This window comes from Jeotgalibacillus soli (assembly GCF_000829435.1).
In the GTDB taxonomy this organism is placed as follows: Bacteria; Bacillota; Bacilli; order Bacillales; family Jeotgalibacillaceae; genus Jeotgalibacillus; species Jeotgalibacillus soli.
Genome location: NZ_JXRP01000018.1, coordinates 625,557 through 651,361, shown reverse-complemented (window position 1 = coordinate 651,361; position 25,805 = coordinate 625,557). Strand labels below are relative to the sequence as shown.

The following is a 25,805-nucleotide window of genomic DNA, read 5'->3' as shown; positions in this document are numbered from 1 at the left end:
ACAGAGATCCTTGAATATTTACCATACTTTAGCTAGCATGAATTTAATCATTAGCGCGAACCATATCATCAGGAGGTGTTTTTAATGACAAAAAATTCTTCTGAGAAAAATGGAGAGCAAACAGGTCAACCAAAGCCATTAAGCGGTTCTCATAAAGTGAAAAACAAAAACCACTCTAGACAAAAGAAAAATAGCAGTCATGATATGTAACAAGCTTTTTAAAAAAATTTAACAGCACTGGACTCAGTGCTGTTTTTCATTATCTATGTTTAAGTTGTATTTATTTAGGTTTAGAAAAGACTTGCTTGTAATTAGTGGAATCTACTAAGGCCCTCTCTTCAGCTGGAATACGAACTGAAAGCATAATTAAGTTCAATAGGCTAAAGAAGATCATTGTATAGTATGCTTGAAATAACAATGGAAGGATAAGAATTTCAAGTGCAACAACAATGTAATTGGGGTGGCGGGCATATTTATACGGTCCTCTTCTAATGACTTTTACACCTGGTAAAACGAGAATCTTTGTATTCCAGAAACGTCCAAGCGAAAGCAAGCACCATGCACGCGCTGCTTGTGTTAGAAAAAAAAGAATGAATAGTGGCAGCCAAAGTGGAGAAAGCGTACGATCAAATAAAATGACTTCCGTGATTATACTTAAAAAAAAGCTCACGTGAAGTATAACCATAAATGGATAGTGACTTGCTCCCGCTTCATAGGCTCCCTGCTTAATCATCCATTGCTCGTTTCTTTTCGCAATACGCAGCTCCATTAGTCGTTGAATACACACTATAACCATCATGCTAATAAAAAACATAGTGCTGTCCTCCCTATTTCCATTCAAGTAATAATAGTTCTCCGCTGAATCCTGGACCTAGAGCAGCCATTAGTCCGATCTCGCCTTTTGTACAAGAACCTCTCATGAATTGGTCTAATACATATAAAATAGTCGGAGAAGACATATTGCCATTTTCCTTTAAAATTGACCTTGAGACTTCCGTTTTTTTTTGATCAAATTTAAATGTTTTTTCATAAGCATTCAGGACTTTTTTTCCTCCTGGATGTGCCACAAAATGAGTGATATTTTCTATAGATTTATGATTTCCAAGAAGAAATTCTTCTGCAAATGGACCTAACCAGCTGCTGATAATGATCGGAATATCCTTGGAAAAGATGACATGAAAACCATTATTTTTTACATCCCACCCCATTACCTCTTCCGAATGTGGCATCCACTTTGAAGATGTCGCGGTGATCGAAGGAATTTCTTTTGATGGTTGAAGATCGACCTCGTCTCCTGCTACAAGTGCACAAGCTATACCGTCAGCAAAAAGAGATGCTCCGATTAAGTTACTTTTTGAGTGATCATCATGCTGAAAGGTTAGACTGCATAGCTCAACACAAAGAACTAATACTTTTGCAGCAGGATGTGCAAGGCAAAAGTCGTATGCACGGCTAAGTCCGGACGCTCCTCCAGCACAGCCAAGCCCCCACATTGGCAGCCTCTTAATATTTTCACTAAAAGGGAGATGGTTCATAATCCGTGCATCCATGCTTGGTGTAGATACTCCAGTACTTGAAATAAATATAATCCCATCGACTTCAGAAGGATGAACCTCTTTTGAAAGATAAATTTTGTTACTTAAGCAAGCTTTAATGGCTTCTATACCATAAGCAGTAGCTAGTTCAATATACAAATTATTCCTTTCTTCGAAGCTATGTTGTTGACTGAACCATTCCAACGGAACACAAAAATGTCTTGTGTGTATATCCCCGTTTTGAAAAACCTTTAGAAGACGCTCTATATCTTCAAAAGTATCTTTAAATAATTCCCTTGTTAAACTTGCAGTCTTTTCTTGGCTAAATGTGTAAGGTGGCTGATAGGTACTAACGGAAAGAATTTTAGGCATAATTGTTCCTCCAGTTTCAGAAACAGTATCTTTTTATCATCCTCTCCTATGAATTCCTATTCCATACTTAACTGAGAAAAATGAAAATTTATTTAAAAGGCATTTTAATAATTTGTTTTTGACGAATAATTTATCCATGCAGTAAAAGGATAATTTTTTTCTTCTAATGATAGAAAATGAAAAGGGATCACTCTTGTTTCATATTTTTTTAAGATTTCTTAGTAAGTAAATGCGTCATCAAACCCAGCATAAGCAGCATCTTCTTTAAATGCACCAAAATAGATCTCTTTCGGTCGGGACCAATAGATTGCTCCCAAACACATAGGGCATGGTTCACAGCTTGTATACAGCACACAATTTTCTAATTGAAAACTATTTAACTGTTCGCAGGCTTTTCTTATCGCTTCAATTTCTGCGTAAGCTGTAGGATCATTTTTTTGTTACAGAATTTTGACCAATTCCAATGATTTTTCCTTCATGATCTACAACCATTGCAGCAAACGGTCCTCCGCCATCTTTAATATTGTTAATGGCCAGTTCAATGGTTTTTCGCAAGTAATTTTCATGATTCATGCGTTCCCCTCCTAAAAGATAACGATTTATTCTAAATATCCGTTACTAACTTTTATTTCGATGGGGAAAGATCATGTTCCTTCCCATATTATTGATCAACATAAAAATCCAGGCAGTCTATAGCCTGGATTTTTATATGGTCTATACCGTTTATTCTATGATAGAACATGAGTGGAATGCCTTTTATTTGTTTAAAACAGTGTTAATGTTCTTCCCATAAAATATTTCATCCATTTCTATTTTTACCTTTTCAGTAATATCTTCAATCTCTTTGTGTTCTAATTCATTTTTTGAATAACCAAATAAATAATTATTCAGATCAAATTCTTTTAGTCTGCACTTTGTATGAAAAATATTTTGAGGATAAACATTAACATCAATCATATCGTATAGATCTTTTATTTTATCCGGTATAAAATTTTGAATGGAATGGATATCATGATCAATAAATAATTTTTTTCCGTTAATATCTCTCGTAAACCCTCTTACTCGGTAATCCATTGTCATTATATCAGTATCAAATGAATGGATAAGGTAGTTCAGTGCTTTCAATGGAGAAATTTCTCCGCAAGTTGCTACATCAATATCTGCCCTAAATGTACTGATACCTTCATGTGGGTGATACTCTGGATAAGTATGGACCGTAATATGACTTTTATCGAGCTGAGCAGTCACATTTGAAGGCAAAGGTCCCGGCGACTCATCAAATGATTCTGTTGGGACCTCTACTATAGGTCCTTCTGAAACTAATATAGTTACACTTGCCCCTTGAGGTACATAATCCTGTTTTGCGATATTTAATACATGAGCTCCGATAATATCAGCTACATGCGTTAAAATTTTCGTTAATCTTTCAGCATTATACTGCTCGTCAATATATTCTATGTATGCTTCACGCTCTTTTTTTGTTTTTGTATAACAAATATCATACATATTAAAACTTAATGATTTGGTAAGATTATTAAAGCCGTGCAGTTGAATTCGCTGTTCAGACGTATAGTTCATATAGAGAATCTCCTTTGTTTAAGTGCATGAATAATTAAGATACTCATATGTTACCCCACCTAAGCCTGAATAAAACGAGGTTCTTTTTCCTATAGTTGGTTTGAAATTATTATTAGATCCATTTGGAGTTGCTACTTAGTAATCAAAAGAAAACAAAACATTTAGACATTTTCATTTGATACATTAATATGTAAGCGTATTTTCGAATTTATTTTTTTGTATTGAAGGTTTCATCGATACCGGATCATTAATAATTGATTACTTGCCGTCAGTTTTGCTATTCATTCGTTTCCAGATTTGAAGAAATCCCTAATTTAAGTAATTTTGTAACATGGCAAGCCGGAAGAGCCTTACTAAAATAATAGCCTTGCATTAAGTAGCAGCCTTCCTTGAATAAATAATCAATTTGGTCCTTCGTTTCCACACCTTCAGCAATTACATCATAATCCAACTTTTTGGCCAGGTGGATGATTGTTGAATTAAGCGCTGCTGTGTGGGGTTCGTGTGCCATATTATCAACAAAAGAGCGATCTATTTTTATAGCATCAATTGGAAAATCCTTTATATAACTCAGGGAGGAATAACCAGTTCCAAAATCATCGAGTGATAGTCTTAATCCTAACCTCTTTAATTCGTGTAATTTTTCTATATGCTGTGACTGTATCAGCGTGTGCTCGGTCAATTCAATTTCTAGATAAGTAGGATCCATCCCTGTTTCATCGAGAATTTGCTCAATTGTTGCAACTAATCGAGGATCTTGTATTTGCCTCGTTGAAAAGTTTACAGCCATATTTAACTGATATCCTTTATCCTGCCATTCTCTTTGCTGAGCTGCTGCTCTTTTCAAAGCCCATTCTCCAATTTTTAAAATCACACCTGTTTCTTCCGCAATTGGGATAAACTTATCTGGAGGAATATTACCCCATTTTGAATGATTCCAACGAAGTAATGCTTCTACTCCGCTTATTTTTTTTGTTCTATAGTCAACTTTTGGTTGATAATGTAGATCTAGTTCATTTCTCTCGATTGCTTGATAAAGAGCATTTAATAAATTTGAGCGTTCGATATTTTTTTCCATTAAGATTTTTGTGAAGTAATGATAGGTTCCACCTTGTTCTTTCGCTACATACATCGCTGTATCCGCATTTTGAATAAGCTCGTCTTCATCTTTTGCATCATCAGGAAGCACACTAATTCCAATACTCGCACCTGTATATAGCTCATGCCCACTAATATAGAGCGGTCCATCAAGAATCCGTAAAAAAGTATTTGCTATTTCTCCTAGCTCTGCTGGTTCATTTACATCCTCAACCAAAATGATAAACTCATCTCCACCTAATCTTGCGACCGTTATTTGTTCTGAAACTAGAGAGCGAAATCTCTCTGCAACCTCTGACAATACACGATCTCCAATTGCGTGTCCAAGGGCATCATTGATCAGTTTAAAACGATCAAGATCTAGAAATAAGACACCAATACGACTGTTTTTTTGCACTGAAATCTTTTTGGCTCTTTTCAATTTTTGAATGAGATAGCTGCGGTTTGGAAGCTGTGTAATTAAATCATAATAAGCTTGATTATGAATTTTCCTCTCCATTTGCTTTCGCTCTGTTACATCTCTGAAGGTGACAACGACTCCATTTTGGAAACCGTTGTTTTGAATTGGAGTGGAAACATACTCCACGTCAAATGAGTGACCGTCTTTACGTAAAAACCGCTCAGATACGGAATGAACCTTCTCACCGGATTGTAGTGATCGATGGATAGGAGAGGACATTTTTTCGTAAAGTACGTGATCGCTGTTTAAGTGGGCTATGACCTCATCCTGATGTTTTCCAACTATTTCCTCTACAGCATAGTTAAGCATAGCTGCTGCAATGGGGTTACAAAACGTAATGATTCCATCTTTGTTAAGTCCGTATATCCCTTCACCAGCAGAGTTAAGAATGGACTCGTTTTTCCTGCTTAACAAACGCAAATCTTCATTTATTTGCTCTAATATCTCATTTTTTTCTTTGAGCTCACTCGTTCGATGCTTGATAATTTCTTCAAGTTTCTCTAGATGCACTAGATTATCCAAAACTCCCGCTGTGGCATCTGCAATAGAATGGGAAAGCTGCTGTTCGGATTTCGAATATGTTTTTGGCCTTGTTAAATCGGCAATGACAAGTGTACCCAGCACTTCACCTCGAGAAATTAATGGCAGCACATACATTGATTTTATCCCAAAGCTCTCCACTGCTTTCTTATTCGGTCGTGGATCTAATGTAACATCAGGTATAAGAAGTGGTTTTTTCGTCTTCAAAACATGTGAAAAGATGAGGTCCTTGTTAAAATCAATCTTAACTTCACTATGTACTTTTTTCCAATCCTCTTCCTTCCATTTACTATTAGGAGATAGCTTTTGCAATATTTGACCATTCGTTTGAATATCTATTAAATAGGCTGCTATATTAACATTTTTTAATGCTCTACCAACGTGGTGAAAACTTGTTTCGAGTACTTCTTGAACAGATTTACACCGTGACAATGCTTTCGTTGCATCAAGCAATAGCTGTTTATCTTGAACAAGATTTTTGGTAGCTTCTAAAAGATCAGTATTTCGAATGGCAACTGCAGCCATAAGGGCATAGGATTCAACTGATTCAATCTCTGCTTTTGTTAAATGCAGAGGTGAACTAAAGTCAAATAAAAATATGAGACCATAAAGGGAGTCATCTATTGTGATTGGCATTCCGAAAAGTGATTTTATTTTAAATAATTGAATGGGAACTGGATCTAATCGGTCATCTACAGAAGTATCTGGTATGTATATGCCTTTCCGGGTTTCAATAATCTCTTTAGCGAAAAGGTCTCTTTTTGGATCAACAACCATCTTATCCAGCGTAACACCGTTGAAATTCTCAGGCTTTCCTACGAATCCCCTAAAACAGTTGTCTTCAATCGGTAAATAAACCCCTACCGCATCACACCGAATAATTTCTTCTGAGATCGCCATTACAACCTGTTCCAAAACAGAACGCTTCTCTAATTTCATATGAATCATTTTAGTGATTTCTGCTAATCGCGTATAACGATCATGTAACATAAGCATCCCACCTTTAGCATCAGTGTATTTCAAAAAAGATTAACCATTAAATAGGTTGTTTATCTATGTTGTAAGCTTCTGTTTCAATGTCAATCAAATCAAAATGAAACACCACCTGATCTTTACTCACCTTTGTTCTTTGCTTCATAACCCATCATGTGTAATATATACTGCCCTCTTTATATTTCATCGGAAAATTTTAGATTTTCTTTATCATTTAATGATAGATCTTATTTTAATCGTCAATATAAATGATAGATGAATGGAAAATAAGGTTTATACATAACACAAATAAATATTTTTTATATAAAAAGCAGTCACACTAAAAATAGTGTGACTGTTCATTAAAACTCTCGATTATAGACGGGCTGAAACCACTTAATTCCTTTTTTATTAAATGGCAAACATTTCATGTCCATCAAGAGATGACTTAAATAACCCAAGCTACACGAGTATACAACTCCATTAATAAGAATACTTTGCTCCAACAAAAAGGAGATATAACTAAAGATTAAAATTCCAACAACTGAATGTGTAAGACCTCTATGTGGAAGAAATGTTGCAGCAATCATAAATAGACCGAAAGAAATGATCCACATTTCTCTCCAGTACCACCCGAACGCAATAACGGCCGTACCAGAAAGGAAGATCATAAATCGCTGATTGATTAAAAATCGAGGTACGATAATCATAATGAGTGCAATGGCTGTACCAATCAATTTTGCAATTCCAGAAAAGGTAATTAGGCTATAAACACCTATTATTACACCGATCAAGGCTAAAGTGTACCAAAGCCATTTTCGGTGAAGAGAAATTCGATTTGACAGCTTTCCGTTCGTATCTAAATCTGGTGCTAAACCTGACACACAACCTAATCCTATTAACAATCCAGTTGCAGTAGGTGGAGCATCAACCCAAATAGCAACTCCTAATCCAACACCTGCTCCAGCAAGTGCGTGTGACGTACCTTTCATTCTTTCCATCATCCTTTAACAAAGCAATTATGTCATCCTCTTCAGTATATCGAACATATGATCCTGTGGCTATACAAGAACATAATTTTTGTTAAAAGATCGCAAAATGCAGGATTTAACAGATTATGATTTCATCATAGTCAGAAGGATCCACTCCATTTTCAACGAGTACTTTAGTTTTTAAAAATGAATTTACTGTAGAGGAGGATATGGGATGCTCATTTGAAAGGTTGATTTCGTAAGGCTTTATTACTTCCTCTCCTGCACGAACGATGATCACTTCCTTGAACAATATTTTTTCAAGTTCTTCATCATAAGAAGAAAAATCACTGTCAATGGGTTCCTTTTTAAATGTTGCTATTAAAGTGAGCAAAATGCCACTGATTTCCTGATCAGCTATACCTCCTACTATTTTAATGGATCCATTAATTTGCTCGCCTGGTGAGTAAGAAGGTCGATCAATGATGGTGTCAACCAATACACCATTAATTCCAATGGATGAAACTATTTTTTCAAACATACTTATTCCTCCCTCTATTCAAACTCGTTTGTGTCTTCTTTACAAGAGCAGACTATCATGTATCTTGTGTATATATAGATAAAATGATGATTCTGGACAGAAGCCAATACTTTCAATGGACGCAGTGATGCATAAGTAATCCTATCAGACGAACCTTGAAGGCTTACTTTAATACTATGAGCAGGAATTAGAAGCATATACAAAAGACCGGAAGAATGATGAAAAACCATACAATAAAAAGGTGAATAGTTTGGAATTTTATCACCCTCTCAATTATGAGGGCATGCCCTCATCTCTTAAGAAACAGGGAGTCATGTCAAGAAAATAAAATATTACTGGCTAACATGGTTCTCCTGTTAGGTTTTGTTTTTCTTCTATTTTTAATGCTTAATTATTTTCTATTGTCATACATATAGGTAAAAGAAAAAGAAGAACTCATACTGGAGGAGTCACCCATGCTATGGTTTTTCAGAATATTTGTTTGGGCGATTTTTATTGGGTTAGTCAGCTATGTGTTCGTATTCTGGAAATATGAAGAAAAAGTTAATGATAAGCTTCCAGCAATTCGGAAAATTTGGTATTTGCTTTTTATTTTAGGATCATTGGTTTTTTGGAGTTTTGAACCTGCCAGTATTTTCACACATTGGGTACATTATTTTATTGTTGCAGTGTTTTTCACAATGGTAGATGGATTTGTTTTTTTAAGCTTATATCTGAGGAAATTTGGTGGCGGTGAGCTTGAAGCAGCTACCCAAAAGACTGTTGAACGAAGCCACGAACTTATTAAGGACCATATTGATAAAATAAAAAACGTATTGTTCGTTTTAAATCGATCCGATCAATTTGAAAAATCCTCCACACATTCACAATATTTATCCGGATTACAATCTGTTTTGCAAGCATATGCAGAGCAAGAAAAATTAACGATAGAACTCTTTCCATTTTCGAGTCGAGAAGATCGGAAACAGCTATTAGCGGGAGTTAAAAATCATCAATTGCTGAGGTCCAAGCTCCATCGTGCCGAAATATACTATCATGAGGAGGATCATGCAGCATATTATCCTATTGGGATCTTAACAGGAAAGTATGTAGTAAAAATTACTTCCTCTTCATATGTTTCGGAAGTCGATTGTGCGCTTATTGGGATATTACTTGCGTCCTACGACTGGGCAATGCAAAACGGAATAGGAAAGGCGGTGGAAAACGGTGGATTGGGATCAGATAGAGGAGGTTAAAAACAAAATAAATCAATCCCCATTAAAAGACAGCGAGCACGCAATGAAAGCAAGACTACAGCTGCCGCATATGGGGATAAGTCCTCACACAGAACGTATTATGAAGGAAAATGAACGTCTGTTAAAGGCGTTCGAAAAGAAACAAAAGAGAGGGCGTTTTTTAGGGCTCTTCAGTTAGTTAAGATCTATTTTAAGTCTCTAGCATGTCGCGTGTTCATAATTAATAATTTGGAACACGCGCTCTTTGCTTTTACCGTAATTTCTCTATAATTTATTTTGCGTTTCATTATTTTTCACACAGTCTAAGCGGACGAGCGGAATATTATTTTCACGTGCTTCCTTCTCAACAAAGGAAATAATGGAAGAACCAATAGCATGTCCCATTTTATCAGGAAGAACGGCTAATTGGTGAATATAGTAGGCTAATTCACGATCACTTCCCCATAGATTCTGATCCCACTCATTTTTTTAGTTGTACAATTAAAGGTAGCTATGCTTTCGCCATTTTGATGGACAAGCCGAGTTTCTCCTCTATCTAGTGCTTGCTTAATCCCTTCATCATCCCCATCTATGTAAAAACTCCATTGATCAATTTGTTGATCATACAACCAAATTGCAATTTTTTTATTATGTTGATGAAAATTTTATCTGCGGGAGATTTGGTAAAGTCTAATAGTTTTATCGTTTTTTACCTTATTCCTTATTAAGGTTGTTCCTAATATACTTGTATATCTTCTTTAAAAGAAATACAGAACGTAACAATTTTTTGTCGAAAAAGGTTAATATAGCAGATGATTTGGGTAATCTACTTATAGACTATACTATTTGGAGGTGTGTATCATGAATATGCTGTGGTGGATTATTGTTATTTTATTGGTTTTATGGCTTGCAGGTTTCATTTTTGAAATTGCTGGTGGTCTTATTCATTTAGTTCTTATCGTTGCTGGAATTATCTTAATCTTTCAGCTCATTAGCGGAAGAAGAAAAGCATAGATATACAAAAAACTCAGCCATTTTGGCTGAGTTTTTTGATTTATTCTAGAAACTCCTGTAATGCAGCATTATTGGCAGGCCAATCAAGCTCTAATACAGAGCCGACGCCTTCATAGGATCCATTTGAATATGCATCATCCAGCGGAATGGTAAGTCGTTTAATATCTCCACCACCACTAAGTAAAATTCTGCTCAAAATGGCTATTTGCTCTGAATTGGTCATATTCGTCTGAATATATGGCTGAGCAGCTCCTAAAAGTTTTGGAGCATTCATGACACCACTTATACTTAAGGCATGATCCTTTACTGCCTCAATTACCTGCTGCTGTCGATTAACTCGACCAAAGTCACCCTCCTGATCTGCTCGAAATCTTGCATAGCCAAGAAGTTCTTTTCCATTGAGAGTCTGCTGTCCAGGTTGTAAGCTAACACCAATCTTTTCAGACATCGCTTTTTCCACATCGATTTCGATGCCGTTTGGGGCTAAAGCATCTACCATATTTTCAAAAGCGGAAAAATCAATTAGCATATAATGTTGAACATCCACACCAAAATTTGTTTTAATGGTTTGTCTGAGAAGTTCTGGTCCATTTAAGTAAAAGGCTGTATTTAATTTATAATCTTGATAACCGGGAATTTCAACATAGATATCCCGCATTAATGATACTAGTTTTATCTCATCATCCTGACCATCCCATTGAGCAATCATCATGGTATCGGAGCGAGATTGTTCTTCACCTCTGCTATCAACACCTATTAACAAGACATTTACTTTACCATTGTCAGATGCCACGCCTGAAAAATCATCTTCAAAATTATAGTCTAGTCCCTCAGCATCTGCAGCCATTTGTGTACCAAGCCAGTATTGCGTTCCAGCAAATGCACCAGCAGAAACAATGAGTAATAACAATAGAACAATAAACACTCTGCCTTTACGGACTTTCTTTTTTCTTCGTTGTCTTCTTGTTTCCATAATGCCTCCTGTAAAAGCTAATAAAGATAGTAATAAATCTAATCCTACCTTTCTAGTAGACGAATGTAAACTGCTTCAAGTTTCATTTTTCTACATTTTTTTAATAATACCTTGGAAGAGAGCAAAACGGGTTAAACAAAAAGATGGTACATAACAAAAGAACGTGATAAAATACCGTGACATGAGGGTTTCATCTAGGAGGTAAGGAAAAATGAGTAATTTTGAAAAGGCAACATTTGCTGGAGGCTGCTTCTGGTGTATGGTAAAGCCGTTCGATCAATATGATGGAATTGAGCGTGTAATCTCTGGATATACAGGTGGATCAGTGGAAAATCCTACATATGAACAAGTAAAAGCAGGGAATACTGGTCACCAGGAAGCTGTAGAAATTACATTTGATCCAACAGTTTTTCCGTATGAAAAATTACTTGAGATTTATTGGCAGCAAGTAGATCCAACTGATAATGATGGTCAATTTCAAGATCGCGGTGAGTCTTATCGTGCGAGTATCTTTTATCATTCAGAAGAGCAGCGGCTAAAAGCAGAGCAATCAAAAAAAGCTCTAGCTGACAGCGGACGTTATAAAAAACCAGTCATCACACCTATTGTACCTGCTGCAGCCTTTTATTCAGCAGAGGATTATCACCAGGATTTTTATAAAAAAAGCCCTAAAGAATACAAGGAAGATATCGAGAAATCTGGCCGAATTGAATTTTTATCCTCACATTGGTAAAGCTAAGTATAAAATAAAACAAACCCCATTTGACTAAACAAGTCAAATGGGGTTTGTTTATAGCCATGTATGAATAATAACCCAATCGAAAAGATACCAAAGTCCTAATAATCCCATTAAAGAAGCTAGAGAAAGCACTAAAATACTTCTATTTTCATGGTTTTTTTTCAGCTGCCATACGAGGATAAGTAAACAGATAAGTAATAAGATCAAGCCAGTACCCATAAACTTCCCCCTTTACTGGTTAGATATGCGCTGAAAGAGTGTTACACTCCGCGTTTGTTACCCCATACATAGGTATGAAGCTGTGGGAGAACGCGTACACGATTTAATGCAGCCCGTTCCATTACACGATCAATTAACCATTCATAACGAGAAATTAAATCAGATACAAGTCGTTTGTCGTTTTCTTCATGTACTTGATTATTCCCAGTTTGAACAAAAAAAAGAACATTTGGATAACGTTTATGGATAGACTCTGCAAAATCAAGATCTTCATCATTAAACACGACTACTTTTAGCGAATAATTGTTTGATGGCTGATCCTTTAATCGACTGATAATATCATCTAAAATTTGTAAATTAGGCTTCATTTTTGAGCTTGGGGGCTTTGGAGATAATGTCAAGTCGTCTATTGATAAAAACCAATCCTGCCAAATGCTCCCTTGAGTTTCAAGTGCTACATCGATATTTTGCTCGTGAAGATGCTCGACTAGTTCTCCCATATGACGAATAAGGGCTGGGTTACCACCAGAAATCGTAACATGTGAAAAAGCATCTCCACCTGTCGCCTTAAGCTCGTTAACAATTTCTCGAGCTGTAAGTCTACGAATTTCATCCTTGGCCGAACCGTCCCATGTAAAAGCAGAGTCACACCACGCGCATTGATAATCACAGCCAGCTGTACGAACAAACATGGTTTTCTGACCAATAACCATCCCTTCACCCTGAACGGTTGGTCCAAAGATTTCCATAACGGGAATCATTTTTTCCTTTTTAGTATTCACGAAGAAGTCCTCTCTTTCTTCGGACGATAAACCACATAGCTCGTCGGTGTTTCTCTTAAGAAAACTTGCAGACATGCCGGTTTATTACTTGTTGTATCTAAATACTCTTGTATAATTTCACACATGACTCTCGCCACAATTTCCGTAGTAGGAAAAAAGTTTGAATCTTCATTTGTGAAGTGTTTATCATCGTTTAGTACGCCATGATCAAATCGGTCATGCAACAGCTCTTTAATCGTTTTGAAATTCACAAGGAATCCACTATCATCCAGTTGATCTCCTGCAATAGTGACATTGGCAAAGTAGGTATGACCATGAACCTGCTGGCATTTTCCTGCAGCATCATGAGGAATATAATGAGCAGCTGCAAAATGAAAGTCCTTATTTAACTCATATGAAAAGTTATGAAATGGAGCGGGATAGATTTGCTGAATCATCGTAATCCCTCCCCTTTTTTCATCAAGAACTGTTCCATACCACGTCTGCGAAGTTCACAGGCTGGACATGTACCACAGCCGTCACCCTTAATCCCGTTATAGCAGGTCAGTGTTTTTGTACGGATGTAGTCAAATGCATTAAGCGAGTCAGCAAGTTCCCATGTTTGTTCTTTATCTAGCCACATTAATGGCGTATGAATAACGAAATCTTCTTCCATCGAAAGATTTACGGTTACATTTAACGATTTTATAAAGATATCACGGCAATCTGGATAACCGCTAAAATCAGTCTCACAAACACCTGTAACAAGATGGCGAGCTCCAATTTGTTTAGCTAAAACAGCCGCAAATGACATAAATAATAAATTTCTGCCAGGTACAAATGTAGAAGGTAGTTGACCTTCTTCTTGTATTATAGCTTGGTCTTCCCTTGTTAACGCTGACGGTGCCAATTGATTTAGTAATGACATATCTAAAACGTGATGATTAACCCCTTGATCATTGGCTATTTCTCTGGCACAATTTATTTCTTCTATATGCCGCTGACCGTATTTAAAGGTTACCACTTCAACCTCATCAAAATGTTGTTTTGCCCAAAAAAGACAGGTTGTACTATCCTGGCCACCGCTAAACACGACCAATGCTTTTCTATTTCGTTCCATACAAAAATCTCCTCTCCTTTTTCAGCGAGTCGCCTGCGAAAGAAGTAAGAGTGTTCACGCACATTATAAAAGAAACGTAAAAACAGCATAATGAAAATGCTCCTGTTTAAGTCCCTAGTTTTTTATAGAGGGATGGTCGCGAACCTCTTCTGTTTACAAAAAACAGCATTCTTCTTCTAGCTTATTGTATTGTAGCATATGAATTGTTTTCTGTGGAGTTTGAGTACGAATGTAAGAAGGTTTGAACCTTTCATTTAAATTTTAAAAAAACAAATAATATTTGAATATAATTCCCTATCCGATGACAGAAAAGATGTTTTAGTTCTTTCTTTTCAAAATAATTATTCCGTCAGATAATATTTCTTACAAACATAAAAAACAGCCACCTGAAAGAGTGACTGTTCTTACGTTTAAAACTTACGCGGATTTGGAATAACTTCTATAAGCCGAGTTCCTTCTTCCATATCGCTTCCACAGATTGGACAGGTCGGAGAACCTTCACTATGACTAGAAAAGTTTGATCTCATCCAGCCTTTACACTGTTCTGAAGTACATTCCCATACTGAAGTTTCCTCTTTTACTACTTCTTCTGTTGGTTTACGTTGAAACATGCGCACTTCCCCTTTCATAACCCATATTCCAATCTTTTCACTGACTTATTTGCAGTGGCAAAAAAAATAAATCACCCATTATAAAGAAAGATCAAATACGACTCTCTATAATAAGTGAACCCAACTTATTTTATGCTGCTGAAATCTAAATCTATTGTACCTTTATTTACAGGCAATGTCAAAAATGTTGATAAGTTTAGCTGGGGAAAATCGGTAAGAGAGCAGCAATCCCTCGCTGCTCTCTTACAAAAGTAAAAAATCCTAAGCTTTCGATTCGGAGTTTTTTTCCTGCTCTTCATTAAAATATTGAACTGCGGTTTGAGCCCCTTCATCAATCATTTTATTTTCTTCTGCTTTGTAAGGTTCGATTTGGCTCTCTTTGTTATTTTCTGCCAATGATTGTTTTGCTTGATCAATAAAGGAGTTTAGTTTCGTTTTTGTATTTTCAAAAGCGACCATTGCTTTATCACGATTTTCTTTCTTCTTAAAATAAGCATATCCTGCTGCACCTAAACCTAATAACGCGTATCTTTTCATTCCCATTACCTCCTATATACTTTCATATATACACTTTATATTACCTTATATATAAGGATTAAACGTTATTTTCTATTATTTTTTTCTGCATTGATCATATAATTCGTAGTTGCTACTTAGTTTATATAACGTGCTGTATATTCATATTCCTTTATTAATAGCTATGTTTACTCTCTTTTGATGCGGGAAAATAATCGATAAGGAGGGATTCACCATGAAGAATAAAAAAAATAGTCAAGAGAAATGGATGGACCAGCCAGATGAATACAAAAGTAGCAATGAGAGCATTTTAGATAAATTTGAGGATGAACAAATGACGGATCCAATCCCATTAGAAGAATTAAAGCAGCAAGCTCAGGATGAAAAAAACAAACGTCATACAAAATCCAGTTCATCGTCTGAAAAATACGACCGAAGGAATGAAGGATTGTAAAATTCCATATGGACGTTGTTGGTCAAACGCGTAAACCTGAAACTTTTACTTACAACCTTTAGTGGTAGGGGGGCATCTTAATTTCTCATTATTGTTTTGATCTCTGACAATCGGTTCACTGGGTAAATTCTGTCTATAGTCACTGCATAATTTTTCTTTAATGTGATACAATTAATGGTAGATACCCCGATCAGGCTAAATTCTTAATTAATATGATTTAGACTAAGATCAACAGAATCATTGGAGGTGGCAGCGATGAAAGTTAAGCGTGATCAGATTGATCAAGAGTGGAATGTCGATGCCAAAGAAACCGAAGAAGGAATACGTCAGCTCAGCAGCGGCAATGTTCAAGAATTGCTGGGTAAAGGAATGAAAGAAGATGAAGTACAAGAGCTAACCGAAAGAAATGATGACGGTTGGGAATATGTAGATGAACCTTAATTTATAATGAAAGAGCCCTGCGCTACTATGCAGGGCTCTTTCATTTATTGATCGTGTTTATTGATTTTAGAAGCCAGAAACACCTAAAATCTCCCTTGTAGTAAACGTATTAACTCGACATAAAGGTACCACCATTAATATGAATCATTTGTCCTGTCATATAACTTGAATCCTCAGAAGCTAACAATACGTATGCTGGAGCTAGCTCAGCGGGCTGCCCCGGCCTTTTCATTGGCGTATCTGTACCAAACTTTTCTACCTTGCCTGCTGCAAATGTTGATGGTATTAGTGGTGTCCAGATTGGACCTGGTGCAACAGCATTCACACGGATCCCTCGAGTAATGAGTGATTTTGCAAGGGAACGAGTAAAAGTCGTAATCGCTCCTTTGGTAGCAGAATAATCAATGAGCGTTTCATTTCCAGCATAAGCTGTTACTGAACTGGTATTAATGATTGTACTTCCTTGTTTCAAATGAGGTAATGCAGCTTTAACCATAAAAAACATGGAAAAGATATTTGTTCTGAATGTTTTTTCAAGCTGTTCTGCTGTGATGTCTTCAATTGAGTTCTGGGGGTGCTGTTCAGCTGCATTGTTTACCAGGATATCGAGGGATCCAAGTTCATGTATAGTCGTTGATACTGCATTTTGACAAAACGCTTCACTTCCCACATCACCTGCAATGATGAGACTATTTACCCCATATTGCTCAACTTCATTCTTCGTTTTTTCTGCATCATCATGTTCATCAAGATAAACAATGGCCACATCAGCTCCTTCTTTCGCAAATGCAATTGCCGTTGCTTTTCCAATGCCGCTGTCTCCTCCTGTAATGAGTGCAACCTTCCCTTTTAATTTACTGGATCCCTTATAGTCTGGATTATCATGAATCGGTATTGGCTCCATTCGATCTGTATCTCCTGGTTGTCGAAGTTGGTGCTGTGCTGGTTGTCCGTTCACTTGTCTTTGTTTAAATTCCATCGTAAATTGCTCCTTACTGTCATAGGATTTATTCTATTTTTAAATTTCCCCAACGTATTAAAATAAAACTAGTTTTAGGATAATTATTAAAAAGAAAACAGCTGGAAAAGTATAGGCTCAGCTGTTTTCTATGGTAATAAAAATTTTTTATCATTCCTTAAAAGTGCACAGTAAAACGAACTCCTGTTAATGATGAATAATGATAAAGCCAGTTTTTAACGCATTGACTTTATAGTATGCGAAAGCTGAGGCTGTCGTTTATTCTTAACTCGATTAATGGTAGGAGATCATAATCCAACCCACTCAAAGGTCTTCCCTTTTCTTCTAAAAAAGCTAAATGAGAACAATAAAACTGCAGATGCAATAGGAACAAACAGTAAATATAAAATAGATGGATGCGGTTTGCAAATACCATCTTTATTCCATCTCGTTAATTTTTTACACTTTTAGTGCGGTACAATAAATAACCGCTTATACATATTGTCAACCAAGCAGCTCCTGCAGCAAATCCAGCAACAATATCACTAGGGAAGTGAACCCCTAAATAGATCCTGCTGATTCCAATCAATAAAATAAGCAAGCTTGAAAGAACACCAGTCAAGTAACTTATGGACTTTCGATTTGTCATCATAATAATTACTACACTCAGTGATCCATAAAAAATAATGGATCCCATCGCATGGCCACTCGGAAAACTGTACCCACCCTGTTCTATTAACACTTCTAGGTTAGGACGCTCTCTTGAAAAGACTGATTTCAACAGCCAATTAAACCCTCCTCCTAATAGATTCGTAACAGCGATGAAAACAGCAAGTGCAGCCTGCTTCTTATATAAAAGGACAGTTACTAATACGATTCCGAAAAAGATCAGTATTGAAGAATTGGCTAACGTAGTAATCCAGATCATTAGTATTGTTAATGGTTCACTAATTTGTCCTTGAATTAATTGGATGAATGAATCATCAAAAGCGTGAAGAGCGTTTTCATTTAGTTCTTCTGATAGTTCAATAAATACCCAAACATCTAAAAAGATAATGGATAATGGAATAGCATAATATAGTGCCTTACGCACCTGAAATCTGTTCCATTTCAAGCAAAGCTCTCCTTCCAAATAGAAATTGTATATTTTCTCATCTTTTTAAATTCCCTGTTATCAAAAAATAAAAACCACCCGTTCGCGATTACGCGACTGGTGGCCGTTAACTACACTTTTTCTGTTGAAACGGAAGTGAGGTTTTGTTCTGAAAACGGAGTATTCGTGATCCCTTCACTTGATGGTTTTGTTAATACACAAAGATAATTAGAAAAAGAATTAGTTAATTCTTTTTTTAGCTCTTCACCTTTATCATTTGGACATAAAATCAAAATAGAAGGTCCAGCCCCACTAATGGTGGATCCGTAGGCACCCATTGATCGAGCAATATCTCGCACCTCTGAGAAACTGTGAAGCCATTTTGTTCGGTATGGCTCATGAAATTGGTCTTTTTCCATCATTCTTCCTGCTGTAATCCAATCGTTTGTCAGTATAGCTGCGACCATTACATTTGAAGCTGCACTGGAACATGCTGCTTCTTTATGATGCAATTCTTCGGGCAAAGCGCCTCTTGATAAAATAGTGGAAAGTTCCTCAGAAGGAATCATTAAGACTACACTTAAATCTGGAGAATTGATCGAGACCATATCAAGCTCATGATTGTCAAAACGTGAAACTGTGATACCTCCCAATATAGCAGCAGAAACGTTATCTGGATGACCTTCAATTTCGCTTGCAATTGTTACTTTCTGGTGAGGCGTCATATTTAGAGTTAATAGATGATCCGCAATTTCAATCCCGGCAGCAATTGCTGCAGCACTGCTTCCCATCCCTCTTGCTAAAGGAATAGATGAATGAACGACAAGCTGTGCAGGTAATGCCTTCATTTGAAATCGTTCCTCAATCATGCGAATAGTTGACATAATAAGATTATCGTCGTTTACAGATAAATGCTGATGAGACACATTTTCATAACGGACAGTCCATTTATCCGCTGGCATTACTTTAACTGTCTGATACATATCAATAGCAATGCCAAGAGAATCAAAGCCTGGTCCTAAATTCGCACTTGTAGCAGGGACTTTTACAGAAAAGGGAAGGAACGTCATAGTTTGACGCCCCCTTGTAATTCTTCTCTCAAATTTACAATATTCGCAGGAATACGAATTGGCTCCATTTGAGATACATTAATCGCTGTTTCAGGATCTTTCAATCCATTTCCAGTTAATACAGCCACAACCGTACTTCCTTTAGAAATCAAACCTGCTTCAATTTGCTTTTGTAAACCTGCAATAGAAGCACATGAAGCCGGCTCAGCAAATACTCCCTCGGTTGATGCAAGCATTTGATAGGCAGCTAAAATTTCTTCATCTGTTACTGCTAAGATATGCCCGTCTGATTCATCTAATGCTTTAAGCGCAAGATCCCAGCTTGCTGGATTTCCAATACGAATAGCTGTTGCAACCGTTTCAGGTTTTTTCACAATTTCATTATTTACAATCGGTGCTGCTCCCGCGGCCTGTACGCCTAATAATGTAGGGCGTTCTCCACCGTTTTTTTGCTGATATTCTGAAAAGCCTTTCCAATAAGCAGAGATATTACCCGCGTTCCCAACAGGAAGTGCCAATAGATCCGGAGTTTTTCCTAGCTGATCAATTACTTCAAACGCAGCTGTTTTTTGTCCCTCCAGTCTATAAGGATTAACAGAATTGACAAGTGTTATGTCTTCTTCTTCACTAATTTGACGAACTAGTTCAAGCGCTTCATCAAAGTTCCCTTCAATGGCGACAATATCTGCTCCGTACATTTTTGCTTGGGCAAGTTTGCCAAGAGCAATTCGCCCATCTGGAATGACAACAATCGTTCTGAGTCCTGCTCTTGCTCCATATGCAGCAGCAGCTGCTGAAGTATTTCCTGTGGAAGCGCAAATGATCGCTTTACTGCCTGCTTCTTTTGCTTTAGCGACAGCCATGACCATTCCCCGATCCTTAAATGAACCTGTTGGATTTGCTCCTTCTAGTTTCACATGAAGATCAATTCCCCATTTTTCAGAAAGGTGGACAAGTGGAATAAGCGGCGTATTCCCTTCTAAAAGAGTAACATTTGGTGTATTTTCTGTAACAGGGAGCCACTCTTTGTACTCCTCAATTAATCCATTCCATCTTCTCATGAGCGTTCTCCTCCTTCAACTCGATATTGACTGATAATTTCTTTTACTGACGTGGAAGCTTCAAGCTCCTCAATAATTTCACGATGGTTTTTACGTGATAAACGGTGCGTAATTAAAATTACTTCTGCTTCATCTGTCTGATTTCCAGGCCGTTGAATGATTGAACCAAGACTCGCATGGTGTTTACTGTAGATGGATGTTAGCTCAGAAAAAACGCCAACCTCATCTTTAACTAAAAGGCGATGGAAAAATTGAGCATGTTGCTCTTCTTCACTTTTAATACAGCGTTCATTCATTGGATTATGACTGCGAAGTCCGCTAACTCCAAGGAGAAGGTTACGGCAGGCTGCTAAAATATCTGACACAACCGATGTAGCTGTCGGCATGGAGCCAGCCCCAGGACCATAAAACATCGTCTCTCCAACTGCATCTCCATATACATAAACAGCATTATACTCATTTCGCACTGACGCCAGCGGATGTGACGAGGCTAAAAATACAGGTTCGACTGAAACATCCACGCCTTCCTCATCACGTTCTGCAAAGCCGATCATTTTTACACTGTAGCCGAACTGTTCAGCCAGTTCAAGATCTTTAGAGGTAATATTTGTCATACCGTTCACTGCAACATCCTGAAGGTGGACTTCCATTGAAAAAGCAAGTGATGCCAAAATAGCCATCTTTCTCGCTGCATCCAGCCCTTCCACATCAGATGTTGGATCAGCTTCTGCAAATCCCAGCTCCTGTGCCTTTGTTAAGGCTTCTTCATACGTCCAATTTTCTTCTTTCATTTTAGTTAAAATATAGTTTGTCGTTCCATTTACAATACCCATTATGCCCGAAATCCGATCTGATGCAAGACCATCCTCTAATGTTCGAATAATCGGGATGCCTCCAGCTACACTGGCTTCATAATAAAGATCACACTTATTTTCCTCAGCTAAACGAAGCAATGCATGACCATGAAGTGCCATTACATCCTTGTTTGCAGTAATGACAGGCTTTTTGGAAAGAAGGGCTTGCTCAATTGCATCTCTTGCTTCTTCCATTCCCCCCATTACTTCTACAATTAAATCTACAGATGGATCTTCTATAATATCTGCCATATTTGTCGTCATCAAACTGGCATCAATGGTCGTGTTTCGCTGTTTGTCCAAATCTCTTACAAGTACTTTAGATAATCGAACAGAAACCCCAAGGCGCTGAGTCAGTTCTTTTTCATTTTCACGAAGGATAGTGGCTACTCCGCTACCTACCGTTCCTAATCCTAGCATTCCAATGTTGATTGATTTCTTCGTCATTTGACACCTGCTTCCACCTGCACGTATATGTACTTACATGAAGGACATTTGTTTTTATTATACGGACATTATATCGAGTAATCCCGTGTGTGACAACCCTAATATAGAAATCTATTGAAATTTTGTTATTTCAGTAAAATGAGAACGCTTCCTCTTGATCGTTACGAGTTGAAATAAAAAATCCCTTCTATCTACTGTATTAATTTATATTTCCCAAAAGGTAGAGTATGATAAAAAAGGTAGAATTTATAGTAAGGAGTTTTTGAGATGAAAAAGTTAGCTTCATGGATTATCTCGTATCACAAAAGCTTTTTAGTTCTATGGACAATTATTTTCCTTGCACTTGGTTATTTTGCCATTCATCTTCCTGCGGCTCTAGAAGGGGATGGATTCCATACTGAAGGTGAGTATGAAGAAGTACAACATGAGTTGGTTGAAACATTTGATTTTCCTTCTGATACTCTACTAGTTTTGTTCGAACAGCAAACCAGCCAAGATGATGCTTCCTATGTTCAAGAAATAAGCGATGTTCTTAACGCGATTGATTCCCTGCAGGTTACTTCAGCCATCCAATCACCGCTTGATGATGAAATGCTTCGACAAAATGGAATTGCTTATTCTGTCCTTCATTTTACGGATGAATCTCTTGACCTGGCAGATGTAGTTGCTGAAATTAGAGCGATCACAGATAACTCGTCCGAGATTGAGATTACAGTGACGGGACAACCGGTCATTTCTGAGGATATTAATAAAGCGAGCCAGCAGGATTTAGCACGGGCTGAATTAATTGGGGTTCCAATTGCATTATTGATTCTTCTGTTAGCCTTTGGAACAATTGTATCTGCACTCGTTCCCATTATGATTGGGATTGTCACAGTTGTCTCATCATTTGGAATATTAACGCTTATGGGCGGCTCACTTGATTTATCAATCTTTTTATTAAATGTTGTCCCCATGATTGGACTGGCACTGAGCATCGACTTTGCTTTGCTATTTATCAATCGTTATCGAGAAGAGCTTCGGCAACAAGATAAATCAGGAGCCATTATTACTACGATTGAAACGGCAGGTCGTTCCATTATTTTTTCTGCTATTTGTGTCTTTATTGGTCTTGGTGCAATGATGGTTATCCAAGTCGACATCTTTCAGACCATCGCCATTGGAGGCATGGTTGTTATTGCCATTGCTGTCTTAGCCTCGTTAACATTATTGCCTTCCATTCTTTTTGTGCTTGGACCTAAGCTTAATAAATGGAGAATTATTAAAGTATCAAAAGAGCGGAATGAAAATAGCTGGAGGAGATTCGCCCATCAAGTGATGAAACAACCTGTTATTATCTCATTAGCCGCACTGATCATTTTAGGTATTGGTATTATCCCGGTGAAAGATATGCAACTAGCCATACCTGGAGTTGATGCATTACCAGAATCATTTGATTCAAGGCTTGCCTATGAAAAAATCGAAGATACGTTCCTGACTGAAGGAGGCAGTGAATCCTATATTATTGCCGAGCGCAGCGGTAAGTGGTTAAGTGGCGAGGGTTTAACTGAAATGAAACGTTTGGAGGGATATTTCTCCTCTGAAAAAGCTGTTCGATCTGTTCAAACATTGTTTGGTGCTGGTCAAATTGAAACACCACAGGAATTATTATTTGCTTTAAATCAACCACAAACGGCCGAAGCACTGCAGCCAGCAGTTGACGCGTTTATTCAAGGAGAGAAGCTATTAATACCTGTTACACTAAACCTTGACCCAGATTCAGTTGAAGCTCAGCAGTTAATGAGAGACTGGTCAACAGCAGACTGGGGAGATTCTTCCCTTCATTTTGGTGGTCCTGCAAAATTCAATCAGGAAATTTTCGATGAAATTTATAGTAAGGTTGGCATTAGTATTGGAATCATTTTAATTTCAACCTATCTTATTTTACTAGTTGCTTTCCGTTCTATTCTAATCCCACTAAAAGCGATTATTATGAATGTAATTGGTTTAGCGTCTACTTTTGGTATATTAGTCTGGCTTTTTCAAGGAGGTCATTTTGGATTAACGGAAACAGATATTGCGCTTGTCCTTCCCGTTCTTGTGTTTAGTTTAGTTTTTGGATTAAGCATGGATTATGAGGTCTTTTTAATCTCAAGAATTCAAGAATATTATGAAAAAACAGGTGATAACCATTACGCGACTGTTGAAGGTCTCGCTTCTACCAGTAAAATAATTACTTCTGCAGCGTTAATCATGATTGCGATTACTGGCGCTTTTGCTTTTACTGGTGTAATGCCCGTTAAACAAATTGGCATTGGGATTGCCTTAGCGATTCTGATTGATGCCACCATTATTCGTTTGCTTCTTGTACCAAGCTTGATGAAACTATTTGGCAGCTGGAATTGGTGGCTGCCCTTTGGACTTCATAAGAAAAAGAAGCCAAGCTGGCTGCAGCATTAGAAAAAAGCATGATTCAGCGCGTTGAATCATGCTTTTGTTTAACCATGACTCGCTTGGGACCTCCCTACTATGTTTTTTTATCCATCTTAAATTGATTATAAGTACTGTAAATTTAGTAAAAGGTAGGATTTATAAAATTATAAAAGCGCTGAAATTGATCAGCGCTTTTAAAGGATGAAGGTTTAGCCAATTGCCTGAAGGCCCGCTTCATTTAACAGATTCACCGGCTTATTATAAAATGAGGGTGGAAAAGTAATCGATTTACCCAAGCTCTTCAATAGTCATCTGATTTTGTATAACGACAGACATTGTATTGATTGCTTGCGTTACATCTACTTTAGAAATTGCTTACGCACCCACTATACGTCCCGTCTATTCTTCGCAAATCACTTTTAGCGTGGCTTCCTCATTTGCAGGCATAAATTCAGGACGGTATTTATCAGATATTTTGCTGGAATTCACTTTTAAATCGAAAATTGAGGCACCATTTTCTGTTATTCTTGTAGAGGCTAAGTTGTATCCGTACATATAAAGACCTGATGTGCCTTGAGTTCCCATGTAGCGTACCTTTGGATCAATGAGATTTATTGCTGCGAGTGTTCCCATTCGAACCGCATTAGTTGCCAACGGAATATACGCATGCTGTTTAGCGGGATTAAAATAGATCGCACAGCTGTCACCTGCAGCAAACACATTTTTACCACTTGTCCTCATATTCGTCCATAATGATCGCTCAATTAGGTAGCATATTGCCCCTTCCTTTAAATAAATCCGTATTGGGACGTGAGCCAATACATAGGATCACAAGGTCTGCATCATATACCTGCTCATTAGTCACAACTTTGGTTACCTTCCCATTGTCACCTTCAAATTTCTTCACCATCTCATTAAGAGCTAGATTTATCCCACGCTTGTTTAGTTCAGCTTCTATAATGTTCGTAAACTCTTCATCAAGGTAGCGATTCAAAATTCGTTTTTCACTATCAATAAACGTCACATTTTTGCCAAAAAGAGTTGAACGCTTCACAAGCTCGTTTCCAATATACCCTGCACCTATAACTGCTATTTTAGATGCTCGTTTTGCTTTTTGAATAACCGTTTGAGCATGAGCATAATTCATACAAAGAATAATATTATCAACTTCAAAACCTTCAAATTTCGGAATTACTGCCCATGAACCTGTTGTCATTATTAGCTTATCATAGGAATCTTGAAGGATATTTCCAATGGAAAGGTTCTTAGCTGTAATAAGCTGATTTCCCGTATCAATTACTGTCACTTCCCATGATTCATATTCAACTTAACACCTTGAGCAGTTATTTCTTCTGGTGGACTGTAAAACAGTCCGTTAAAATTATCGATTACACCACCTACATAAAGGGCAATACCACAAGAAAGGAAAAAGACATTGTCAGATTTTTCATACTCGGTGATCGTAGCTTCAGGATAGAGCTTTGCCATATTTTTAACTGCTGCTGTACCTGCATGTGTGCATCCTACTACTGCGATTGTCATCTTGTCATTCCTCCAAATAGTTTGTTTGTGAAATCATTTACTAACTTAATCGTAGGATGCTACAAAGCTATTCCTACGCCAAATATTTTGTGAAATATTTCACAAAATATTTTTTGATTCTATTGCCTATATTTATAGCTCCAATGCTTTAATCTTTGACTTTACCCCTAAAATGGTTTCTGTCATATTGAAACGATACCAACATACGTTTCAAAACATATAGAATCGCAGTAAAAGAT

General features: G+C 37.1%; 28 protein-coding genes, 2 pseudogenes and 1 riboswitch. Of the genes and pseudogenes, 8 read left to right on the top strand and 22 right to left on the bottom strand.

What is annotated here, in order from left to right; translation table 11 throughout:
• The first annotated feature begins 84 nt into the window (after positions 1 to 84).
• Complete coding sequence (locus KP78_RS19335; RefSeq protein WP_084220066.1) at positions 85 to 210, top strand: small acid-soluble spore protein P; 126 nt, start codon at positions 85 to 87, stop codon at positions 208 to 210.
• Positions 211 to 280: 70 nt separating this feature from the next.
• Here KP78_RS19335 and KP78_RS13520 read toward each other — a convergent pair whose 3' ends face one another.
• The 7 genes and pseudogenes from KP78_RS13520 to KP78_RS13490 all read right to left on the bottom strand — a co-directional run bounded on the left by KP78_RS13520 (position 281) and on the right by KP78_RS13490 (position 8,067).
• On the bottom strand, positions 281 to 814 hold the full coding sequence (locus tag KP78_RS13520) for an isoprenylcysteine carboxyl methyltransferase family protein (RefSeq protein WP_041089694.1): 534 nt from the start codon (positions 812 to 814) through the stop codon (positions 281 to 283).
• Between the two features lie 13 nt (positions 815 to 827).
• Positions 828 to 1,907 (bottom strand): type III polyketide synthase, encoded by a 1,080-nt coding sequence (locus tag KP78_RS13515; RefSeq protein ID WP_041089692.1) that lies wholly within the window; start codon positions 1,905 to 1,907, stop codon positions 828 to 830.
• 104 nt (positions 1,908 to 2,011) lie between these two features.
• Positions 2,012 to 2,480, bottom strand: a pseudogene (locus tag KP78_RS13510) (nucleoside deaminase).
• 183 nt (positions 2,481 to 2,663) lie between these two features.
• Positions 2,664 to 3,485: an adenosylmethionine decarboxylase gene (gene speD, locus KP78_RS13505; RefSeq protein ID WP_041089690.1), complete on the bottom strand. Its 822-nt coding sequence runs from the start codon at positions 3,483 to 3,485 to the stop codon at positions 2,664 to 2,666.
• Positions 3,486 to 3,762: 277 nt separating this feature from the next.
• Positions 3,763 to 6,573, bottom strand: coding sequence for a bifunctional diguanylate cyclase/phosphodiesterase (locus tag KP78_RS13500; RefSeq protein WP_052474821.1), 2,811 nt, complete (start codon positions 6,571 to 6,573; stop codon positions 3,763 to 3,765).
• A 344-nt stretch (positions 6,574 to 6,917) separates the two neighbouring features.
• Positions 6,918 to 7,547, bottom strand: coding sequence for a metal-dependent hydrolase (locus KP78_RS13495; RefSeq protein ID WP_041089688.1), 630 nt, complete (start codon positions 7,545 to 7,547; stop codon positions 6,918 to 6,920).
• A gap of 115 nt (positions 7,548 to 7,662) precedes the next feature.
• The gene (locus KP78_RS13490) at positions 7,663 to 8,067 is read right to left on the bottom strand and encodes a sporulation protein (protein ID WP_041089686.1); all 405 of its coding nucleotides are present in this window, start codon (positions 8,065 to 8,067) and stop codon (positions 7,663 to 7,665) included.
• Between the two features lie 455 nt (positions 8,068 to 8,522).
• Between KP78_RS13490 and KP78_RS13485 the strand changes: the two genes are divergently transcribed.
• The gene (locus KP78_RS13485; RefSeq protein ID WP_052474820.1) at positions 8,523 to 9,302 is read left to right on the top strand and encodes a type II toxin-antitoxin system SpoIISA family toxin; all 780 of its coding nucleotides are present in this window, start codon (positions 8,523 to 8,525) and stop codon (positions 9,300 to 9,302) included.
• Entirely contained in the window at positions 9,274 to 9,480 is a 207-nt protein-coding gene (locus KP78_RS13480) for a type II toxin-antitoxin system SpoIISB family antitoxin (protein WP_041089684.1), read from the top strand. Before KP78_RS13485 ends, KP78_RS13480 begins: the two co-directional genes overlap by 29 nt.
• An 86-nt stretch (positions 9,481 to 9,566) precedes the next feature.
• Here KP78_RS13480 and KP78_RS21245 read toward each other — a convergent pair whose 3' ends face one another.
• Together KP78_RS21245 and KP78_RS20775 are read right to left on the bottom strand one after the other, a co-directional pair.
• A complete protein-coding gene (locus tag KP78_RS21245) occupies positions 9,567 to 9,686 on the bottom strand; it encodes an N-acetyltransferase (protein ID WP_084220063.1) in 120 nt (39 codons plus the stop codon).
• A gap of 38 nt (positions 9,687 to 9,724) precedes the next feature.
• Positions 9,725 to 9,910, bottom strand: coding sequence for a hypothetical protein (locus KP78_RS20775; RefSeq protein WP_157841504.1), 186 nt, complete (start codon positions 9,908 to 9,910; stop codon positions 9,725 to 9,727).
• Between the two features lie 232 nt (positions 9,911 to 10,142).
• Here KP78_RS20775 and KP78_RS19620 point away from each other — a divergent pair, with 232 nt between their 5' ends.
• Positions 10,143 to 10,295, top strand: a complete 153-nt coding sequence (locus KP78_RS19620; RefSeq protein WP_327063179.1) for a lmo0937 family membrane protein — start codon at positions 10,143 to 10,145, stop codon at positions 10,293 to 10,295.
• Between the two features lie 40 nt (positions 10,296 to 10,335).
• Here the strand turns inward: KP78_RS19620 and KP78_RS13475 are convergent, their stop codons facing one another.
• Positions 10,336 to 11,268 carry an LCP family protein gene (locus KP78_RS13475; protein ID WP_041089682.1) on the bottom strand — a complete coding sequence of 311 codons (933 nt, stop codon included), beginning with the start codon at positions 11,266 to 11,268 and terminating at the stop codon, positions 10,336 to 10,338.
• A gap of 211 nt (positions 11,269 to 11,479) precedes the next feature.
• Here KP78_RS13475 and msrA point away from each other — a divergent pair, with 211 nt between their 5' ends.
• Complete coding sequence (gene msrA / locus KP78_RS13470; RefSeq protein ID WP_041089680.1) at positions 11,480 to 12,001, top strand: peptide-methionine (S)-S-oxide reductase MsrA; 522 nt, start codon at positions 11,480 to 11,482, stop codon at positions 11,999 to 12,001.
• A gap of 57 nt (positions 12,002 to 12,058) precedes the next feature.
• Here the strand turns inward: msrA and KP78_RS20110 are convergent, their stop codons facing one another.
• The 6 genes from KP78_RS20110 to KP78_RS13445 all read right to left on the bottom strand — a co-directional run bounded on the left by KP78_RS20110 (position 12,059) and on the right by KP78_RS13445 (position 15,255).
• Positions 12,059 to 12,226: a hypothetical protein gene (locus tag KP78_RS20110; protein ID WP_157841503.1), complete on the bottom strand. Its 168-nt coding sequence runs from the start codon at positions 12,224 to 12,226 to the stop codon at positions 12,059 to 12,061.
• A 41-nt stretch (positions 12,227 to 12,267) separates the two neighbouring features.
• Positions 12,268 to 12,987, bottom strand: coding sequence for a 7-carboxy-7-deazaguanine synthase QueE (gene queE / locus KP78_RS13465; RefSeq protein WP_041089998.1), 720 nt, complete (start codon positions 12,985 to 12,987; stop codon positions 12,268 to 12,270).
• Between the two features lie 17 nt (positions 12,988 to 13,004).
• Entirely contained in the window at positions 13,005 to 13,445 is a 441-nt protein-coding gene (locus KP78_RS13460; RefSeq protein WP_041089678.1) for a 6-pyruvoyl trahydropterin synthase family protein, read from the bottom strand.
• On the bottom strand, positions 13,442 to 14,107 hold the full coding sequence (gene queC / locus KP78_RS13455; protein ID WP_041089676.1) for a 7-cyano-7-deazaguanine synthase QueC: 666 nt from the start codon (positions 14,105 to 14,107) through the stop codon (positions 13,442 to 13,444). The genes KP78_RS13460 and queC overlap by 4 nt, the downstream gene beginning before the upstream one ends.
• A 108-nt stretch (positions 14,108 to 14,215) precedes the next feature.
• A riboswitch (PreQ1 riboswitch) is annotated at positions 14,216 to 14,260 on the bottom strand.
• A gap of 257 nt (positions 14,261 to 14,517) precedes the next feature.
• Positions 14,518 to 14,718 carry a cold-inducible protein YdjO-related protein gene (locus KP78_RS13450; protein WP_041089674.1) on the bottom strand — a complete coding sequence of 67 codons (201 nt, stop codon included), beginning with the start codon at positions 14,716 to 14,718 and terminating at the stop codon, positions 14,518 to 14,520.
• Between the two features lie 261 nt (positions 14,719 to 14,979).
• Complete coding sequence (locus KP78_RS13445; RefSeq protein WP_235420934.1) at positions 14,980 to 15,255, bottom strand: hypothetical protein; 276 nt, start codon at positions 15,253 to 15,255, stop codon at positions 14,980 to 14,982.
• Between the two features lie 214 nt (positions 15,256 to 15,469).
• Between KP78_RS13445 and KP78_RS13440 the strand changes: the two genes are divergently transcribed.
• Both KP78_RS13440 and KP78_RS13435 read left to right on the top strand, forming a co-directional pair.
• The gene (locus tag KP78_RS13440) at positions 15,470 to 15,688 is read left to right on the top strand and encodes a hypothetical protein (RefSeq protein WP_041089670.1); all 219 of its coding nucleotides are present in this window, start codon (positions 15,470 to 15,472) and stop codon (positions 15,686 to 15,688) included.
• 255 nt (positions 15,689 to 15,943) lie between these two features.
• Positions 15,944 to 16,129, top strand: a complete 186-nt coding sequence (locus KP78_RS13435; RefSeq protein WP_041089668.1) for a hypothetical protein — start codon at positions 15,944 to 15,946, stop codon at positions 16,127 to 16,129.
• Positions 16,130 to 16,238: 109 nt separating this feature from the next.
• On the opposite strand, the gene KP78_RS13430 is transcribed toward KP78_RS13435, so the two are convergent.
• From KP78_RS13430 to KP78_RS13410, 5 genes are all read right to left on the bottom strand, one after another.
• A complete protein-coding gene (locus KP78_RS13430) occupies positions 16,239 to 17,108 on the bottom strand; it encodes an SDR family oxidoreductase (RefSeq protein WP_041089666.1) in 870 nt (289 codons plus the stop codon).
• A 430-nt stretch (positions 17,109 to 17,538) separates the two neighbouring features.
• Positions 17,539 to 18,201, bottom strand: coding sequence for a phosphatase PAP2 family protein (locus KP78_RS13425; RefSeq protein ID WP_052474819.1), 663 nt, complete (start codon positions 18,199 to 18,201; stop codon positions 17,539 to 17,541).
• 110 nt (positions 18,202 to 18,311) lie between these two features.
• Entirely contained in the window at positions 18,312 to 19,250 is a 939-nt protein-coding gene (thrB, locus tag KP78_RS13420; RefSeq protein ID WP_041089664.1) for a homoserine kinase, read from the bottom strand.
• Complete coding sequence (gene thrC / locus KP78_RS13415) at positions 19,247 to 20,311, bottom strand: threonine synthase (protein ID WP_041089662.1); 1,065 nt, start codon at positions 20,309 to 20,311, stop codon at positions 19,247 to 19,249. Before thrC ends, thrB begins: the two co-directional genes overlap by 4 nt.
• The gene (locus KP78_RS13410; protein WP_041089660.1) at positions 20,308 to 21,612 is read right to left on the bottom strand and encodes a homoserine dehydrogenase; all 1,305 of its coding nucleotides are present in this window, start codon (positions 21,610 to 21,612) and stop codon (positions 20,308 to 20,310) included. Before KP78_RS13410 ends, thrC begins: the two co-directional genes overlap by 4 nt.
• A 267-nt stretch (positions 21,613 to 21,879) precedes the next feature.
• Here KP78_RS13410 and KP78_RS13405 point away from each other — a divergent pair, with 267 nt between their 5' ends.
• A complete protein-coding gene (locus KP78_RS13405; protein ID WP_041089659.1) occupies positions 21,880 to 24,051 on the top strand; it encodes an MMPL family transporter in 2,172 nt (723 codons plus the stop codon).
• 182 nt (positions 24,052 to 24,233) lie between these two features.
• Here KP78_RS13405 and KP78_RS13400 read toward each other — a convergent pair.
• Positions 24,234 to 25,566 (bottom strand): annotated as a pseudogene (locus tag KP78_RS13400) (FAD-dependent oxidoreductase).
• Positions 25,567 to 25,805 lie beyond the last annotated feature (239 nt).

Coding starts and splice junctions, on each gene's coding strand:
- KP78_RS19335 (WP_084220066.1), top strand. CDS start 85: ATGACAAAAAATTCTTCTGAGAAAAATGGAGAGCAAACAGGTCAACCA.
- KP78_RS13520 (WP_041089694.1), bottom strand. CDS start 814: ATGTTTTTTATTAGCATGATGGTTATAGTGTGTATTCAACGACTAATG.
- KP78_RS13515 (WP_041089692.1), bottom strand. CDS start 1,907: ATGCCTAAAATTCTTTCCGTTAGTACCTATCAGCCACCTTACACATTT.
- speD (WP_041089690.1), bottom strand. CDS start 3,485: ATGAACTATACGTCTGAACAGCGAATTCAACTGCACGGCTTTAATAAT.
- KP78_RS13500 (WP_052474821.1), bottom strand. CDS start 6,573: ATGTTACATGATCGTTATACGCGATTAGCAGAAATCACTAAAATGATT.
- KP78_RS13495 (WP_041089688.1), bottom strand. CDS start 7,547: ATGAAAGGTACGTCACACGCACTTGCTGGAGCAGGTGTTGGATTAGGA.
- KP78_RS13490 (WP_041089686.1), bottom strand. CDS start 8,067: ATGTTTGAAAAAATAGTTTCATCCATTGGAATTAATGGTGTATTGGTT.
- KP78_RS13485 (WP_052474820.1), top strand. CDS start 8,523: ATGCTATGGTTTTTCAGAATATTTGTTTGGGCGATTTTTATTGGGTTA.
- KP78_RS21245 (WP_084220063.1), bottom strand. CDS start 9,686: ATGGGACATGCTATTGGTTCTTCCATTATTTCCTTTGTTGAGAAGGAA.
- KP78_RS19620 (WP_327063179.1), top strand. CDS start 10,143: ATGAATATGCTGTGGTGGATTATTGTTATTTTATTGGTTTTATGGCTT.
- KP78_RS13475 (WP_041089682.1), bottom strand. CDS start 11,268: ATGGAAACAAGAAGACAACGAAGAAAAAAGAAAGTCCGTAAAGGCAGA.
- msrA (WP_041089680.1), top strand. CDS start 11,480: ATGAGTAATTTTGAAAAGGCAACATTTGCTGGAGGCTGCTTCTGGTGT.
- KP78_RS20110 (WP_157841503.1), bottom strand. CDS start 12,226: ATGGGTACTGGCTTGATCTTATTACTTATCTGTTTACTTATCCTCGTA.
- queE (WP_041089998.1), bottom strand. CDS start 12,987: ATGATTCCCGTTATGGAAATCTTTGGACCAACCGTTCAGGGTGAAGGG.
- KP78_RS13460 (WP_041089678.1), bottom strand. CDS start 13,445: ATGATTCAGCAAATCTATCCCGCTCCATTTCATAACTTTTCATATGAG.
- queC (WP_041089676.1), bottom strand. CDS start 14,107: ATGGAACGAAATAGAAAAGCATTGGTCGTGTTTAGCGGTGGCCAGGAT.
- KP78_RS13450 (WP_041089674.1), bottom strand. CDS start 14,718: ATGTTTCAACGTAAACCAACAGAAGAAGTAGTAAAAGAGGAAACTTCA.
- KP78_RS13445 (WP_235420934.1), bottom strand. CDS start 15,255: ATGAAAAGATACGCGTTATTAGGTTTAGGTGCAGCAGGATATGCTTAT.
- KP78_RS13440 (WP_041089670.1), top strand. CDS start 15,470: ATGAAGAATAAAAAAAATAGTCAAGAGAAATGGATGGACCAGCCAGAT.
- KP78_RS13435 (WP_041089668.1), top strand. CDS start 15,944: ATGAAAGTTAAGCGTGATCAGATTGATCAAGAGTGGAATGTCGATGCC.
- KP78_RS13430 (WP_041089666.1), bottom strand. CDS start 17,108: ATGGAATTTAAACAAAGACAAGTGAACGGACAACCAGCACAGCACCAA.
- thrB (WP_041089664.1), bottom strand. CDS start 19,250: ATGACGTTCCTTCCCTTTTCTGTAAAAGTCCCTGCTACAAGTGCGAAT.
- thrC (WP_041089662.1), bottom strand. CDS start 20,311: ATGAGAAGATGGAATGGATTAATTGAGGAGTACAAAGAGTGGCTCCCT.
- KP78_RS13410 (WP_041089660.1), bottom strand. CDS start 21,612: ATGACGAAGAAATCAATCAACATTGGAATGCTAGGATTAGGAACGGTA.
- KP78_RS13405 (WP_041089659.1), top strand. CDS start 21,880: ATGAAAAAGTTAGCTTCATGGATTATCTCGTATCACAAAAGCTTTTTA.